The organism is Bacillus sp. NPDC077027 (assembly GCF_050269555.1).
In the GTDB taxonomy this organism is placed as follows: Bacteria; Bacillota; Bacilli; order Bacillales; family Bacillaceae; genus Bacillus.
The window spans coordinates 553,703-569,651 of record NZ_JBNNIO010000002.1 but is presented as its reverse complement, the minus strand read 5'-3'; the positions used below and the strand labels follow the sequence as shown (position 1 = coordinate 569,651).

Annotated in this window: 18 protein-coding genes; 17 read left to right on the top strand and 1 reads right to left on the bottom strand. The window is 40.2% G+C overall.

The genetic code is table 11. The features are described 5' to 3' along the window. The first annotated feature begins 234 nt into the window (after positions 1 to 234). From rho to ACQKEZ_RS08420, 5 genes are all read left to right on the top strand, one after another. Positions 235 to 1,518 carry a transcription termination factor Rho gene (gene rho, locus ACQKEZ_RS08440; RefSeq protein WP_427300530.1) on the top strand — a complete coding sequence of 428 codons (1,284 nt, stop codon included), beginning with the start codon at positions 235 to 237 and terminating at the stop codon, positions 1,516 to 1,518. Between the two features lie 128 nt (positions 1,519 to 1,646). After that, positions 1,647 to 1,847, top strand: coding sequence for a 50S ribosomal protein L31 (gene rpmE / locus ACQKEZ_RS08435; RefSeq protein WP_034318270.1), 201 nt, complete (start codon positions 1,647 to 1,649; stop codon positions 1,845 to 1,847). Between the two features lie 88 nt (positions 1,848 to 1,935). Beyond that, the gene (locus ACQKEZ_RS08430; RefSeq protein ID WP_427299852.1) at positions 1,936 to 2,544 is read left to right on the top strand and encodes a thymidine kinase; all 609 of its coding nucleotides are present in this window, start codon (positions 1,936 to 1,938) and stop codon (positions 2,542 to 2,544) included. A gap of 273 nt (positions 2,545 to 2,817) precedes the next feature. Further along, complete coding sequence (gene malS, locus ACQKEZ_RS08425) at positions 2,818 to 4,521, top strand: oxaloacetate-decarboxylating malate dehydrogenase (RefSeq protein WP_427299851.1); 1,704 nt, start codon at positions 2,818 to 2,820, stop codon at positions 4,519 to 4,521. Between the two features lie 91 nt (positions 4,522 to 4,612). Continuing rightward, positions 4,613 to 5,569, top strand: a complete 957-nt coding sequence (locus ACQKEZ_RS08420; protein ID WP_427299850.1) for an AEC family transporter — start codon at positions 4,613 to 4,615, stop codon at positions 5,567 to 5,569. A 35-nt stretch (positions 5,570 to 5,604) separates the two neighbouring features. On the opposite strand, the gene racA is transcribed toward ACQKEZ_RS08420, so the two are convergent. Further along, the gene (gene racA, locus ACQKEZ_RS08415; protein ID WP_427299849.1) at positions 5,605 to 6,153 is read right to left on the bottom strand and encodes a chromosome-anchoring protein RacA; all 549 of its coding nucleotides are present in this window, start codon (positions 6,151 to 6,153) and stop codon (positions 5,605 to 5,607) included. A 210-nt stretch (positions 6,154 to 6,363) separates the two neighbouring features. Between racA and prfA the strand changes: the two genes are divergently transcribed. The 12 genes from prfA to upp all read left to right on the top strand — a co-directional run bounded on the left by prfA (position 6,364) and on the right by upp (position 15,940). Next, positions 6,364 to 7,434 (top strand): peptide chain release factor 1, encoded by a 1,071-nt coding sequence (gene prfA / locus ACQKEZ_RS08410; protein ID WP_427299848.1) that lies wholly within the window; start codon positions 6,364 to 6,366, stop codon positions 7,432 to 7,434. Beyond that, positions 7,421 to 8,311 carry a peptide chain release factor N(5)-glutamine methyltransferase gene (prmC, locus tag ACQKEZ_RS08405; RefSeq protein ID WP_427299847.1) on the top strand — a complete coding sequence of 297 codons (891 nt, stop codon included), beginning with the start codon at positions 7,421 to 7,423 and terminating at the stop codon, positions 8,309 to 8,311. The genes prfA and prmC overlap by 14 nt, the downstream gene beginning before the upstream one ends. Before the next feature lie 125 nt (positions 8,312 to 8,436). Beyond that, on the top strand, positions 8,437 to 8,916 hold the full coding sequence (locus ACQKEZ_RS08400) for a hypothetical protein (RefSeq protein WP_427299846.1): 480 nt from the start codon (positions 8,437 to 8,439) through the stop codon (positions 8,914 to 8,916). A gap of 141 nt (positions 8,917 to 9,057) precedes the next feature. Beyond that, a complete protein-coding gene (gene spoIIR / locus ACQKEZ_RS08395; RefSeq protein WP_427299845.1) occupies positions 9,058 to 9,726 on the top strand; it encodes a stage II sporulation protein R in 669 nt (222 codons plus the stop codon). A gap of 64 nt (positions 9,727 to 9,790) precedes the next feature. Further along, complete coding sequence (locus ACQKEZ_RS08390; RefSeq protein ID WP_427299844.1) at positions 9,791 to 10,234, top strand: GNAT family N-acetyltransferase; 444 nt, start codon at positions 9,791 to 9,793, stop codon at positions 10,232 to 10,234. A 163-nt stretch (positions 10,235 to 10,397) separates the two neighbouring features. Further along, positions 10,398 to 11,438 carry an L-threonylcarbamoyladenylate synthase gene (locus ACQKEZ_RS08385; protein WP_427300529.1) on the top strand — a complete coding sequence of 347 codons (1,041 nt, stop codon included), beginning with the start codon at positions 10,398 to 10,400 and terminating at the stop codon, positions 11,436 to 11,438. A gap of 71 nt (positions 11,439 to 11,509) precedes the next feature. Further along, on the top strand, positions 11,510 to 12,064 hold the full coding sequence (locus ACQKEZ_RS08380; RefSeq protein WP_427299843.1) for a manganese efflux pump MntP family protein: 555 nt from the start codon (positions 11,510 to 11,512) through the stop codon (positions 12,062 to 12,064). A 63-nt stretch (positions 12,065 to 12,127) separates the two neighbouring features. Beyond that, entirely contained in the window at positions 12,128 to 12,577 is a 450-nt protein-coding gene (locus tag ACQKEZ_RS08375) for a low molecular weight protein arginine phosphatase (RefSeq protein WP_427299842.1), read from the top strand. A 159-nt stretch (positions 12,578 to 12,736) separates the two neighbouring features. Next, positions 12,737 to 13,186 carry a ribose 5-phosphate isomerase B gene (gene rpiB / locus ACQKEZ_RS08370; protein ID WP_427299841.1) on the top strand — a complete coding sequence of 150 codons (450 nt, stop codon included), beginning with the start codon at positions 12,737 to 12,739 and terminating at the stop codon, positions 13,184 to 13,186. A gap of 9 nt (positions 13,187 to 13,195) precedes the next feature. Further along, positions 13,196 to 13,738: a TIGR01440 family protein gene (locus tag ACQKEZ_RS08365; protein WP_427299840.1), complete on the top strand. Its 543-nt coding sequence runs from the start codon at positions 13,196 to 13,198 to the stop codon at positions 13,736 to 13,738. Between the two features lie 177 nt (positions 13,739 to 13,915). Further along, positions 13,916 to 15,163 carry a serine hydroxymethyltransferase gene (gene glyA / locus ACQKEZ_RS08360; RefSeq protein ID WP_427299839.1) on the top strand — a complete coding sequence of 416 codons (1,248 nt, stop codon included), beginning with the start codon at positions 13,916 to 13,918 and terminating at the stop codon, positions 15,161 to 15,163. Positions 15,164 to 15,310: 147 nt separating this feature from the next. After that, complete coding sequence (gene upp / locus ACQKEZ_RS08355; RefSeq protein WP_427299838.1) at positions 15,311 to 15,940, top strand: uracil phosphoribosyltransferase; 630 nt, start codon at positions 15,311 to 15,313, stop codon at positions 15,938 to 15,940. Positions 15,941 to 15,949: the final 9 nt, after the last annotated feature.

The following is a 15,949-nucleotide window of genomic DNA, read 5'->3' as shown; positions in this document are numbered from 1 at the left end:
TTTTAAGCTTCAATAAGTTTAAATACTGCCGCATCATGACGATATACTCATTGTCCTTCTCTATTTAAAAGCTCAATTCACATGTTCCTACTTTATATGATATAACGAGTTGGAGCGTTATCAATAGAGCTAGGTAAATCCTAAAAAAGCGGAATTCGTTTAAAAAAGCTAATCAAATACAATGGTCATGCATTTGTAATGAAATACATTGACTGGAAAAGCGTGGTGTCCATATTGAAAGATGTCTCGATTTCATCTTTGGAAAATATGAAATTAAAAGAGCTGTATGAGTTAGCAAGACGCTATAAAATCTCTTATTACAGCAAACTAACAAAAAAAGAATTGATTTTTGCCATTCTGAAAGCAAACGCAGAACAAGAGGATCTCTTATTTATGGAAGGGGTTCTAGAAATTATCCAATCAGAGGGGTTTGGTTTCTTAAGACCAATCAACTATTCACCTAGCTCTGAAGATATTTACATTTCTGCTTCTCAAATCAGACGCTTTGACTTGCGGAACGGAGACAAAGTTTCCGGAAAGGTTCGCCCTCCAAAAGAAAATGAACGCTACTATGGCCTCCTTCATGTTGAAGCGGTAAACGGGGACGACCCGGAATCTGCAAAGGAACGTGTACACTTTCCTGCACTCACACCGCTATTCCCTGATCGTCAAATGATCCTTGAAACACAACCAAACCACGTGTCCACAAGAATTATGGATATGATGGCACCGGTTGGATTTGGACAACGTGGATTAATTGTTGCCCCGCCTAAAGCAGGAAAAACCATTCTTTTGAAGGAAATTGCAAACAGCATCTCTGAAAACCACCCAGAAGCAGAACTCATTGTTCTGTTAATTGATGAGCGTCCAGAGGAAGTTACAGATATTGAACGATCTGTTGCAGGTGATGTTGTAAGCTCAACCTTTGATGAAGTGCCAGAGAACCACATTAAAGTAGCAGAGCTTGTGCTTGAACGTGCTATGCGTCTTGTTGAGCATAAAAAAGATGTCATTATCCTAATGGACAGTATTACAAGACTTGCCCGTGCTTACAATCTCGTCATCCCGCCGAGTGGCAGAACACTTTCTGGAGGGATTGATCCTGCCGCATTCCACCGCCCAAAACGATTCTTTGGTGCAGCGCGTAATATTGAAGAGGGCGGAAGTTTAACGATTCTTGCAACCGCACTTGTTGATACAGGATCACGTATGGATGATGTTATTTATGAGGAATTTAAAGGAACTGGTAACATGGAGCTTCACTTGGATCGTGCACTTGCGGAAAGAAGAATATTCCCTGCCATCGATATTCGCCGTTCAGGAACGAGAAAAGAAGAGCTGCTTATGCCTAAAGAGCACCTTGACCGCCTGTGGGCGATGAGAAAATCAATGTCAGATACACCAGATTTCGCTGAGAAATTTATGCGAAAAATGAGAAAAACGAAAACAAACCAAGAGTTCTTTGATATTCTCACACAGGAATGGAAGCAGGCAAATATGTCTGCAACTAGAAGGTAAATGCTGAAAAAATACATTTGCAATCATAGACTTGCACTGTTATAATTTGTTCATGTGCGTTTCAGATTTACTCTGAAATAATAACTCTGTTTCCGAATTGGATTCAGGGCGGAAGGAGATGACAGTAGATGAAAACAGGAATTCATCCTAACTACAAAAAAGCTACAGTCAAATGCGCTTGTGGAAATGAGTTTGAAACTGGATCAGTAAAAGAAGAGATTCGCATTGAGATTTGCTCTGAGTGCCATCCTTTTTATACAGGTCGTCAAAAATTCGCTTCTGCAGATGGACGTGTTGACCGCTTTAACAAAAAATACGGTCTTAAGTAATAATAGATACAATAAACAGGCAGGAATCCGTTCTTGCCTGTTTTTTTACGTGTATTGATGGAACACCTAGAACGGGGGAGAAGACCATATGTATGTGATGAAACAAAGCGGTTGGCTTGAAGTCATCTGCGGCAGTATGTTTTCTGGAAAATCGGAGGAATTGATTCGGAGAGTCAAAAGAGCCACTTTTGCCAAACAAGAAGTAAAAATATTCAAACCTGCCATTGATAATCGCTATAGTACAAGTTCAGTTGTGTCTCATAACGGTTCATCAGTGGATGGATTATCAGTCGCCTCGCCAAAAGACATATTAGCGCACATATCAGAAGAAACAGATGTCATTGGCATTGATGAGGTGCAATTCTTTGATGAAACCATCATCGATATTGTCACTCAATTGGCTGATAAAGGCTACCGAGTTATTGTGGCAGGTCTTGATCAAGACTTTAGAGGCGAGCCATTTGGTGTTGTTCCGAATTTAATGGCACGAGCAGAGCTTGTGACGAAGCTTCAAGCAGTTTGTTCGGTATGCGGCTCCCCAGCGAGTAGAACACAACGTTTGATAGACAGGAAGCCTGCTTCTTTCGATGATCCAATTATTTTAGTTGGTGCACAGGAATCATATGAAGCGAGATGTAGACACCACCATGAAGTACCAACATTAGATGTGGATACAACACTTGACAATTTAAAATAGCAAATGCCGCTGCGTTTTGTCTATCGTGTTTTTTGGCTTTAGCACTCATTATTTGTAGTTAAATAAATTAAAAAACACTATGAAAAAATTATCTAATGTCCATTGCTTGCGTTATGACAAAAGCAGGCATAAAATGACTAACTGTAGTGTAAAGCATTTAGACGAAAAGTTCGATTTCTTGTCATAATTTTTTTGATTAAGGATTATCTCCTTAATCATTCTTCTGGTTAATAATTAACTTTTATTTATATTTTAGAAAGAGGGTATTTTTTGATGAACAACGTGAAGAGAACAAAAGAAGGTTATCTCGAGACGACATTGACAGGTAAAGATGTATTATCGATCCCGACGTTGAATAAAGGCGTTGCTTTTTCACAAGAAGAAAGACAAGAACTTGGCTTAGAAGGATTGCTGCCTCCAACTGTTCTTACACTTGAACAGCAAGCAGAAAGAGCGTACAAGCAGTTTCTTGCTCAGCCAGATCGCCTTCGTCAAAATGTTTACTTGAGCGACTTGCAAAACCGTAATGAAGTATTGTTCTACAAACTGTTAACAGATCATCTGCGTGAAATGCTACCTGTTGTCTACACACCAACTGTTGGTGAAGCCATTCAAGAATATAGCCATGAATATAGAAGACCTCATGGTATATATCTTTCCATCAACAACATTGACGGCATTGAAAAAGCATTTGAAAATCTGCATGCAACTGCAGGAGACATTGACTTAATCGTTGCAACTGATTCTGAAAGCATACTTGGAATTGGTGACTGGGGCGTAGGTGGTATTAACATCGCAATCGGTAAATTGGCTGTGTACACAGCGGCAGCAGGTATTGATCCAAGCCGTGTTATCCCAGTTGTGTTAGATGTTGGAACAAACAACGAGAAATTATTGAACGACCCATTATACATCGGAAATGAGCACAAACGTGTACAAGGTGAGAAGTATGAAGAGTTCATTGACGCTTATGTAAAAGCAGCACTGAAATTCTTCCCGAAAGCATTGCTTCACTGGGAAGACCTTGGGAACAAAAATGCACGTAACATCATGAAGAAATACAATGACAACATCCTCACATTCAACGATGATATTCAAGGTACTGGTGCTATTACTTTAGCGGGTGTCCTTGCAGCTGTCAAGAAAACAGGTACTCAGTTGAAAAACCACCGCGTGATGATCTTCGGAGCAGGATCAGCCGGTATCGGAATTTCAGATCAAATTCGTGACAAGATGATTCTTGAAGGACTTACTGAAGAAGAAGCAAACAATGCATTCTGGACGCTTGATTACAGAGGACTTCTAACAGATCAGTTTGAAGACGAAGTTTTTGACTTCCAGAAACCATACTTACGCTCTTCTGTTGAAGTAGAAGGATGGGAGCGCGATGAAAAAGGACAAATTTCCTTTGCTGAAGCAGTTCGTCGTGTAAAACCAACGATCCTTATCGGTACATCTGGTCAAGGCGGAGCATTCACAGAAAGTATCATTAAAGAAATAGCAGCTCATACAGAGCGTCCTGTGATTATGCCAATGTCTAACCCAACACCACTTGCAGAAGCTGTACCTGAAGATCTATTCAAATGGACAGAAGGTCGTGCTTTAGTTGCAACTGGAAGCCCGTTTGAAAACTTTGAATACAACGAAATTGAATATGAAATTGGTCAATCAAACAACGCATTTGTATTCCCAGGTCTTGGACTTGGTTCGATCGTAACAGAATCTAAAATTATCACCAAAAGCATGTTTGTTGCTTCAGCTGATGCTATAGCTGAAATGGTTGATCATGAAAAGCCAGGCGCTGGTTTACTGCCAAGCATTGATAAACTTCAAGAAGTATCAATTCGAGTTGCAGTTGAAGTGGCAAAGGCAGCGATTAAAGATGGTGTTGCAAGAAAAACGCCTGATAACATCGAACAAGCTATTAAAGATGCAATGTGGATTCCGCAATACAAAAAAATAGTTAGAGCAAAATAAATTTTTGAGGGTAATGCGGTATTGTTTAGGGTATCCTAAGCGATACCGCATATCAATAATGTTTTGAAGGATTTGAAGGAGGAAGAACAACATGGATTTTCTAAATATATTGGTCCTCCTAGCACCGATCTTCTTTGTTATCGCGCTGGGGTGGTTTGCAGGTCATTTCGGCAGCTATGATGCTAAATCTGCAAAAGGTGTAAGTACACTTGTTACGAAGTATGCTTTACCAGCACATTTTATCGCCAGTATTCTGTCAACGCCAAAAGATAAGTTTTATAGTCAAATTCCGTTTTTTACTGCACTTGTTATAGGGATCGTCGGCTTTTATGTCATTATACTTTTCGTTACAAAATTTGCTTTTAAATATGATTTAACGGATTCTTCTATCTTCTCGTTAAACTCAGCACAGCCGACCTTTGCATTTATGGGGATTCCGGTCCTAGGTAGTTTATTTGGGGCTCAAGAAGTTGCAATTCCGATTGCAATTACCGGAATAGTTGTAAATGCGATGCTCGACCCAATTGCAATCATCGTCTCTACTGTCGGTGAAAAAACAAAAGGAAAAGGCAAAGAGGGAGAAAGTTTCCTCAAAATGACAACGAAAGCGATTTTGCATGGTTTATCAGAACCGCTTGCGCTTGCACCGCTTGCAAGTATTGTTCTTGTTCTTCTCGGCTTTAAACTCCCTGCAATCGGACATGAAATGTTAGAGGAAATCGGAAGCGTTACATCAGGGGTTGCGCTATTCGCAGTCGGTGTGACTGTCGGAATTCGCAAAATCAAACTCAGCCTACCAGCGTTTAGTATTGCTTTGCTAAAAGTGGCGGTTCAGCCTGTTCTTATGTACTTGATCGCTATTTTAATGGGACTTTCGGCTGATGAAATTACAAAAGCTGTCTTACTTGTTGCCTTCCCAGGGTCAGCAGTTGCGGCAATGATTGCAACTCGCTTTGAAAAACAGGAAGCAGAAACAGCTTCGGCATTTGTCATCAGTGCGATCATGTCACTCATCACTTTACCGATTATTATCGCACTCACAGCATAAAATAGAAGAAAGGCTGCCTACATTAGGCGGCCTTTTTAACGAAAAGAATTGAAAAGAGGGAAAAGAACTCGCTTCTTTTTTACTTCTGCTCTGACAGTTTCCTTATCTTCTACTAGATGCTTTTTGTTTCCCTCATCGTTCGTTAATTTCTCTAAACAAGTGGCAAGCTCTTCAATTTCTCTACGGTGTTGTAGAAGTTGATAAGAGACCCCTTCGTCGGCCTTTTTTGCTAATTTGCGCTCTATATCTTTTAGGCGCAGCTCAATCTCTGTATATTGTGATTGCTGATGAAGAATCTGCTTGATTGTTTGTTCAAGTGCTGCTATTTTTTGTGAGTGATCATCTGTCTCTCTTGAAGGAGCAAGCTGAATGGACGTTTCTCCATCTATGGAAAGCCTGATGTCTTGAAGCAATACACCTTCATTCATTTGTTGTTTCACTTGTTTTAAGAGCGTCAGCGTTTCCTCATCAAATTCATAATGTCCAAGTTCATTCCGACTGACAGGGATATGGAGTTGTTTTACCCAGCGTTGAATTGTTTTTACCGAGACGTCGAATTCCTTTGCAACTTCACTTGTAGTCAATCTTAACAACCTCCCTTTTCTCGTTTAGATAATTACATTCTTCAGGAAGGGACACGCTCCTTCACGTTAGACAAAACAAGTAAGAATTCGTCAAATAAAGTGTTTTCTAGCAAAAAAACGCATATGATGAAATTGCTTGGAATTTTTTTTGACTGTCATACTCCGCTATACTATAATTAGACTGTTACGCACAAAACAGAGGTGAAGGCCATGTTAGACCGTTTAAAATCAATCGAAGAACGATATGAAAAGTTAAATGAATATTTGAGTGACCCAGAAGTAGTGAATGATCCTAAGAAGCTTCGGGAATATTCAAAGGAACAATCTGATATCCAAGAAACTGTTGAGGTATATAGAAGCTATCGTGAAGCATATGAACAGCTAAATGAAGCGAAAGCCATGTTAGAGGAAAAATTAGATGCTGACATGCGCGAAATGGTAAAGGAAGAAATTTCTGAGCTTTCAGATGAAAGTGAACGTTTAGAAGAAAAATTAAAGGTTCTGTTGATTCCAAAAGATCCAAACGATGACAAAAACGTTATTGTGGAGGTCAGAGGAGCGGCAGGAGGAGAAGAAGCAGCGTTATTCGCTGGTAACCTTTACCGTATGTATAGCCGATATGCTGAAATGCAGGGATGGAGAACGGAAGTCATGGAAGCAAGTGTGACAGGTACAGGCGGCTATAAAGAAATTATTTTCATGATTAGTGGTAGCGGTGCATATTCAAAACTTAAGTTTGAAAATGGCGCTCACCGTGTCCAGCGTGTTCCTGAAACAGAGTCTGGTGGACGTATTCATACATCTACTGCAACAGTTGCTGTCTTACCTGAGGCGGAAGAAGTGGAAGTAGACATTCATGAAAAAGACATCCGTGTTGATACATTTGCTTCTAGCGGACCTGGTGGTCAAAGTGTAAACACGACCATGTCAGCCGTCAGATTGACTCACGTTCCAACAGGTGTGGTCGTTTCCTGTCAGGATGAAAAATCGCAAATTAAAAACAAAGAAAAAGCAATGAAGGTATTGCGTGCAAGAATTTATGACAAGTTCCAGCGTGAAGCACAAGCAGAATATGATCAAACGCGTAAATCAGCAGTTGGAACAGGAGATCGTTCAGAGCGTATCCGTACGTATAACTTCCCGCAAAACCGAGTGACGGATCACCGTATTGGTTTGACGATTCAAAAGCTTGATCAAATATTAGAAGGTAAACTTGATGAAGTCATTGACGCATTAATCGTTGAAGATCAATCAAGAAAACTCCAGCATGCACAGTCTTAAACAAAGAACGATATTTGAAGCCCTCAAGTGGGCTTCTTCTTTGTTAACGGCAGTGGGAAGGGACCAAAATGCAGCGGAAATTCTGCTCATGCATGTACTGGAAAAGAGTAGAAGTGAGCTCCTTGTTAGCTTTCATGACGACATGCCAAGTGAGCGAGACAGGTATTTCTTCGAATTGGTTAAACAGCATGAGAAAGGGATACCTGTGCAGCATTTAACGGGGTCTGAAATGTTTTATGGACGATCATTTGAAGTTAATGAACATGTACTGATTCCAAGACCTGAAACAGAAGAAGTGGTATTGGCTGCATTGGAAATGCTTGAAAAAGTATTTCCCAATGATCAGGAATTATCGGCTGTTGATGTTGGAACTGGTAGCGGAGCAATTGCCATTACACTTGCGCTTGAAAAGAAAGGCATGTCAGTGACGGCATCAGATATATCCAAAGAAGCATTAGAAGTAGCGAAACGAAACAATCAAACTCTCAGTGCAAATGTGCAGTTTTTACAGGGAGATTTGCTTGACCCAATCGTCTCTCATAAGTTAAAAGTGGATTTGTTCATATCCAATCCCCCTTATATTGCACAGGAGGAAATGGAAGGTTTATCAACCGTTGTGACAAAATATGAACCAACACATGCACTCACAGATGGGCGAGATGGACTCTGGTTCTATAAACGAATGACTAAAGACCTATATCGGGTTTTAAAAGATGAAGCGATTGTTGTTTTTGAAATTGGTCATACACAAGCGCAGGATGTCCAAACGCTCTTATTGCAAGCATTTCCTTCTACTGATGTCCAGATCGTCAAAGACATCAATGGAAAAGATCGAGCGGTTTGTGCACACATTCAAACGAAAAGTCCGGCTAAATAAAGTCGGACTATTTTATTATGTAAAAATGAAACTTATGGTAAAAGAGAATCGTATATAAAGTAGTGAATGAACATTCTGATAATAATTGAGTTTTTACATAAAATTGTCGTGAAGGAGAGAAACGTGTGAATAGAAAGTATACGATGATGTTGGTCATCGTCAGTGTACTGTTGGTCGTTAGTGCTTGTGGCAAATCTCATTTTAAAAAAGAGGCAATTGCATTCGGAGAAAGCTTCAAAAAGGTCCAATACACAGTAAACCGAACAGATGACATTTCTAATTTAAAAAAGCAACTTCAATACTACTTAACAGAGCATGAATACCAAGAATACACTGAGGATAGCATGTTCCCGAGTGTATTAGAGGCTGCGAAAGACCAAGACTGTCAAATCAAACTGAAAGAAATAAAATTCACACCTTCAGATGAAAGCGATGACAGAATTGAATTTGACTATGATATGGTCATCCAACTGATTGACCAGAAAGGAAAGATTAAAAAAGAAATTGAGAAAAAAGGGCAGATGACTGTGATTCAAACAAAGGATGGATTGAAAATCAGCAGAGACTGGGATGGCAGGTTGTTCCCATCTGATTATCAATCATAATTATTCAAGAACCGTTCATATGAAGGAGCGGTTTTTTTCATGTATCTGATAATCTACTAAAACATTTATTTTCTCTGTTTACAACATGGAATTCCTGGACACACTGTGTGTAGCAAAGTTAAAAGCGGGGGGAATTTCACCATGTTACAAAAGAAATCCATGATTTGTTTTTATATGTTTCTACTATTATTCGGCGCACTAATGAATTTAGGAAATGAGGATACGGCAAAGGCGTCTACTAATCAGCAAGTCGTCATTCCAGATGAAGCCATTCGGTTACGTATTTTGGCAAACAGTGATCGCGCGGCAGATCAAGAGCTCAAGCGAAGCATTCGAGATGAAGTCAATGCAAGTATGACGGAATGGGTCAAAGACTTAACTTCAATCGAACAAGCAAGAACTATCATTCGTGCGAAGCTGCCAGAAATGAATCAAATCGCCAAAGAAAAAATGAAAGAACAAAATATCCATCAATCCGTCTCTGTCACCTTTGAAAAAGTATCTTTTCCAACAAAGTTATATGGGAACTTTGTTTATCCTGCTGGCAAGTACGAAGCCATTCTGATTACCCTTGGTGAGGGAGAAGGGGCGAATTGGTGGTGCGTTTTATTTCCACCATTGTGCTTCTTAGACTTTTCAAACGGAGAAGCAATCGTTTCTCCTGAAGGGGATGGAGAAGGTCAAGAAACGCAGCAGGTTGAAGAGAATCAAACAAAAGAGCCTGTAAATGAGGTTGTCAAAGAAGAGAAGGAAGACGAAGGTGAAGTGAAATTCTTTATCGTTGAATGGGTCACAAACCTTTTCTCTTAACAATTGGTATAAATCCGGTTTCGTCTCATAGAGTTGATGTAAGAGAAAAAAATGAGGTGAAAACATGTTTTATCAATTAAGAATAGCGACAGAGGATGATCATGCCGCCATCGAAGCCTTTTTAAAAAGAGGTCATGCAAAAACGGGTTTATTGAATATGAGTCACACGCAGTTTGTTGTAATGGAGGATGCAAATCATGAGCTGGCAGGCTGTCTTGGTCTTGAGAAGCTGAATGAACAAGAAGGCTTGCTACGTTCACTTGTTATATCGGACAAACTGGGACAAGGTCATATCGTCTCATTGTTCCAAAGTGTGCAGACCCTTGGAGAAAAACAGGGCATTGCCTCGTTCTATGTTGTTGCCAATCAAATGTCTCGTGTGGATTTTCTAGAATTGATGGGATTTGAGCCTTCTAACGAAATACCAGAAAGTATGTGGACTTCCCAGCATGCGAAAGACTCGTTAGAAATGCAACATGCTGTCGTGCTACAAAAACAGGTTAGTTAACCACATATAACGGAATTATACACATACTTATCCACTGTTTAACAAGCGTTATCCACAAATTGTGGATAACGCTTGTTTTATTCATCAGCATCTTTTATACTTTCAACAGGATAATTGAGATATATCAACGGTTTTATCTTTTTTAAAAGGAGTTTGTATGATGATGAAGACAAAAAGATGGCTTGTGGATTTAGAAAGTGATTTATCCACATACCATCCACAAATTAAACAGGCGGCTGAGTTGTTGCGAAAGAATGAAGTTGTTGCTTTTCCGACTGAAACTGTGTATGGACTAGGCGCTAATGCAAAAGAAGCAGAAGCAGTCATGAAAATTTATGAAGCAAAGGGACGACCAAGCGATAATCCGCTGATTGTGCACATTGCAGATATTGAACAGCTTCATGCATTTGCTGAAGTGACGAATGAAAAAGCTCAAGCTCTCATGGACGCTTTTTGGCCAGGGGCTTTAACCATTGTTCTTCCTTGTAAAGAAGGAGCGTTGTCAAAACAGGTCACCGCGGGTTTATCCACAGTTGGGGTTAGAATGCCAGATCACCCTGTTGCGCTTGATTTGATTCGTGAAACGGGTCTACCTATTGCAGCGCCGAGTGCCAATCGTTCTGGAAAGCCATCCCCAACACAAGCTGAACATGTTGTAGCAGATTTAGATGGAAAGATTGCTGGAATAGTAGATGGTGGGCCTACTGGTATAGGGGTAGAGTCGACAGTTGTTTCTTGTATAGAGGATGTTCCTGTGATTTTAAGACCGGGTGGAATTACAAAGGAAGCACTTGAACAAGTAGTAGGGGAAGTAAAGATCGACCCAGGTTTAACAAAAAAAGACGAAGCGCCAGTATCACCAGGAATGAAATATGCACATTATGCGCCTGAAGCAAAGATGTATATTTTCTATGGGAATGAAGTAGATATGCAAACACATATTGATCAATACCGAAGCAACGGCAGTAAAGTGGGTGTTCTGACCACTGAGGAAAAGAAGGACCTTTTTTCTGCTGATGTTGTGTACAGCTGTGGATGGAGAGAGCGACCTGAAACAATTGCTACCAATCTTTATCATGTTCTTAGACAATTTGATGGAACAGATGTGGATCTCATTATTGCAGAAGGATTTTCTGATAAAGGTGTAGGAGCTGCCATTATGAATCGATTGCAAAAAGCGGCAGGAGGACGAATTCTCTCATAGCATTCATACAGTTCTAACCCCCTTTGGACAAACATAGGCTAAAGAAGAATGCGTGTCCAAGGGGGATTTACATGAACGGACTAGCCGGAGAATTGTTGACACTAAGTATGATGGCTTTTGCGCTTGGGATGGATGCCTTTTCTGTAGGGCTTGGCATGGGGATGATTCAATTAAGGGTACGTCAAATCATGTACATTGGACTGGTGATTGGTTTATTTCATATGTTAATGCCGCTTTTAGGTATGTTAACAGGGCAACTATTATCAGGCCTGCTTGGTCTGCTTGCTTCATATATAGGGGGTTCGTTGCTTTTGGTGCTCGGCTTACAAATGATGATTGCTGCGATCAAAAAACAGGATACCCCATTTATTGCCCCGGTTGGAGCTGGTTTACTTCTTTTTGCTATTAGTGTTAGTTTAGATAGTTTTTCAGTTGGTTTAAGCCTTGGTATATATGGTTCAAGAGTGCTTGTGACCATTTTATTATTTGGTTTTTTTAGCATGATGCTCACATGGGTGGGGCTCTTATTAGGCAAGCAGGTACGTTCATGGGTGGGAGCATACAGTGGTGTGCTTGGTGGTAGCATATTATTGTCGTTTGGGATAAAGTTGCTGTTTCCTCTATAGCCAATCCTCTTACATACCAATTTGACAATATTCCTATATAATAGAAGAAAAGGAGGGCGGAAAATGAATATCCTATTTGTTTGCACAGGTAATACATGTAGAAGTCCGATGGCTCAAGCCCTTTTTGCTTCAATTGCTGATGAAAAACATTTAAAAGTCAAGGTGAAATCAGCCGGTATTTTTGCATCTGATCATGGGAAAGCATCTTATCAAGCAGTAGAAGCATTATTTGAGAAAAGCATTCCACTCAATCATACCTCCTCCAAGGTGACAGAGGAGCTCATAGAGGGAGCGGATTATATTTTCACCATGACAGCACAGCATAAGCAGTTTATCCTTGAGCAATATGGGCAGGCGAAAGGAAAGGTGTTCACACTAAAAGAATTTGCCACAGGAATGGATGGCGATGTATCCGATCCATTCGGTGGAAGCCTAAGCATTTATCAAGAAACAAGAGATGAGTTAGAAGTGTTACTCTATCAGCTAGCAGAACAGCTAGAGAAAGAAAGTTAGGTCTGGCATTTTAAATAAATGGATAACAACTTATAAAACCGTTGATCAAACGGTTTTTCTGCTTTTGTTTGCAAAAAGAGAGGCAGAGGGTAAAATATAACTGTAAATATGATTAAACGAAAATACATGATTTCAACTCACCTTTAGGAGGAATGCCCCATGAAAGTAGCAATTGCGTCAGATCACGGTGGAACGAATATTCGAGAAGAAATTAAACAACTGATGGACGAGTTAAATATTGAATATATTGATATGGGCTGTGAATGTGGAGCGGGATCTGTGGATTATCCAGATTATGCATTCCCTGTAGCGAATAAAGTAGTAAGCGGAGAAGTAGACCGAGGGATTTTAATCTGCGGGACAGGTATTGGAATGAGCATTTCAGCAAACAAAGTAAAAGGAATTAGATGTGCTTTAGCGCACGATACATTTAGTGCAAAGGCAACTCGTGAACACAATGATACGAATATCCTTGCGATGGGAGAGCGTGTCATTGGACCTGGTCTTGCTAGAGAGATTGCACAAGTATGGCTGACAACAGAATTCACAGCTGGTCGTCATGCTTTACGAATCGGTAAAATTACTGATTATGAAGAAAAGCACCTATAAGGAGTGCCTATGATGAACATTGGTCAAGATTGGTTTGAAATGCTAAAGGAGTTTCATCAAAAAATGGAGTTGCGCGGAGGTCAAATTCTTGTCATTGGTTGTAGTACATCAGAAGTGGCAGGGGAACATATCGGCACATCTGGAAGTGAACAAATTGCGCAGTCGATCTTTTCTGAGCTGGCAACATTGAAGCAGGAGACAGGAATTGAACTGGCTTTCCAGTGCTGTGAGCATTTGAATCGAGCGCTAGTGGTAGAAGAAGAAACTGCTTGCAGACTTCAGTTAGAGGTGGTCGCAGCAGTACCGGTTCGGAAGGCGGGCGGTTCAATGGCAGCGTATGCTTACAAACAAATGGAACATCCTGTGCTAGTAGAAACAATTGCGGCCCATGTAGGTATTGATATTGGTGATACATTTATTGGCATGCATTTAAAGCGTGTTGCTGTACCTGTTAGGCTAGAGAAGAATCGTCTTGGACAAGCACATGTGACGTTTGCAAGAACGAGACCTAAATTAATTGGTGGCGAACGTGCGGTATATACATTGGAATAGAAGATCATATGTTTTTAATATAATGTTGAATGTTGAAGGCGCTTTACTGCTTGAATATTCGTGTTTTCATAAAAATGAAGTCGATTTTCTAAAAAAAACTTTTACATTTCACTCAAAAACCGTGTACAATGAGATGGTGAAAACATCGAATGGAAATAGATTGGAGAGGATTCGCTGATGAAACATTTACCTGAGCAAGACGCACAAGTATTCAAAGCAATTCAACAAGAACGGAAACGCCAACAGGACAAAATCGAATTAATTGCATCAGAAAACTTCGTAAGCGAAGCGGTCATGGAAGCACAAGGCTCTGTCTTAACGAACAAATATGCAGAAGGATATCCTGGCAGACGCTATTATGGCGGTTGTGAATATGTCGACATTGTTGAAGATATTGCACGTGATCGCGCAAAAGAGATCTTTGGCGCTGAATATGTAAACGTACAGCCACATTCTGGTGCTCAAGCAAACATGGCGGTGTACTTTACGATTCTTGAACATGGAGATACTGTTTTAGGAATGAACTTATCTCATGGTGGACATTTAACACATGGTAGTCCTGTTAACTTTAGTGGTGTGCAGTATAACTTTGTTGAGTACGGTGTCGACAAAGAAACACAGCATATTGATTATCAAGATGTACTTGAAAAAGCACGTACACATAAGCCTAAACTCATCGTTGCTGGTGCAAGTGCTTACCCTCGTCAAATTGATTTTAAGAAGTTCCGTGAGATTGCCGATGAAGTTGGTGCGTATTTCATGGTGGATATGGCTCATATTGCTGGTCTTGTAGCAGTAGGTCTTCATCCGAATCCAGTTCCTTACGCTGATTTTGTGACAACAACAACACACAAAACATTGCGTGGACCTCGTGGCGGGATGATCCTTTGTCGTGAAGAGTTTGGCAAAAAGATCGACAAGTCTATCTTCCCTGGCATCCAAGGTGGACCACTTATGCATGTTATCTCTGCGAAAGCTGTTTCTTTCGGTGAAGTATTGAACGGTGATTTCAAAACATATGCGAAGAACGTCATTGAAAATGCTAAACAGCTTGCTGAAACTCTTCTATCTGAAGATATTCAGCTTGTATCAGGCGGAACAGATAACCATCTTGTTCTTATTGATTTGCGTTCTCTCGGTATTACAGGAAAAATTGCAGAAAACGTACTTGATGAAATTGGCGTCACAGTAAACAAAAATGCAATTCCTTATGATCCAGAAAAACCATTTGTTACAAGTGGTGTACGTGTAGGTACAGCCGCTGTAACAAGCCGTGGTTTTGATAAAGAAGCAATGAAAGAAGTCGGTTCTATCATTGCACTTGCACTGAAAAACCATGAAGATGAAGCGAAATTAGAAGAGGCGAAAAAACGTGTATCTGAGTTAACAGCTCGTTTCCCTCTTTATAAAGAGTTAGATTATTAAAAAGCGGACCCATTTGCCTATATTTGGCATGTGGGTTTTTTTTGTAGGATTTGCGAATCATATTGAAAGACGATGTATTTTTCTGTAGAATTGTAGGAAGTGTGCAAAGTTCACCGGAAGATGACAGAAAAGGAGTTGTAGCAAGCGATGGCAAAGGTTTACGTATTTGATCACCCGCTCATTCAGCACAAGCTTACATATATTCGTGACGTAAAAACAGGAACAAAAGAATTTAGAGAGCTAGTGGATGAAGTAGCGACGTTAATGGCATTTGAAATCACAAGAGATTTGCCACTTGAAGAGGTAGATGTTGAAACACCAGTACAAGTAGCAAAATCAAATGTGATTTCAGGTAAAAAACTAGGTGTTGTTCCGATCCTAAGAGCTGGTCTTGGAATGGTAGACGGAATTTTGAAGCTCATTCCAGCGGCGAAAGTAGGACATGTTGGTTTATATCGTGATCCGAAAACATTAAAGCCAGTAGAATATTATGTAAAACTTCCATCTGATGTGGCAGAGCGCGAATTTATTGTGGTAGATCCAATGCTTGCCACTGGTGGTTCAGCAGTAGAAGCATTAAACAGTCTCAAAAAGCGTGGTGCAAAAAACATCCGCTTCATGTGTCTCATTGCAGCTCCTGAAGGTGTAGAAGAAATGCAAAAGCATCACCCAGATGTAGATATCTATATTGCAGCACTTGATGAGAAGTTAAATGAAAAAGGTTACATCGTTCCGGGGCTTGGCGACGCAGGCGATCGTATGTATGGTACAAAATAACAATTTAAG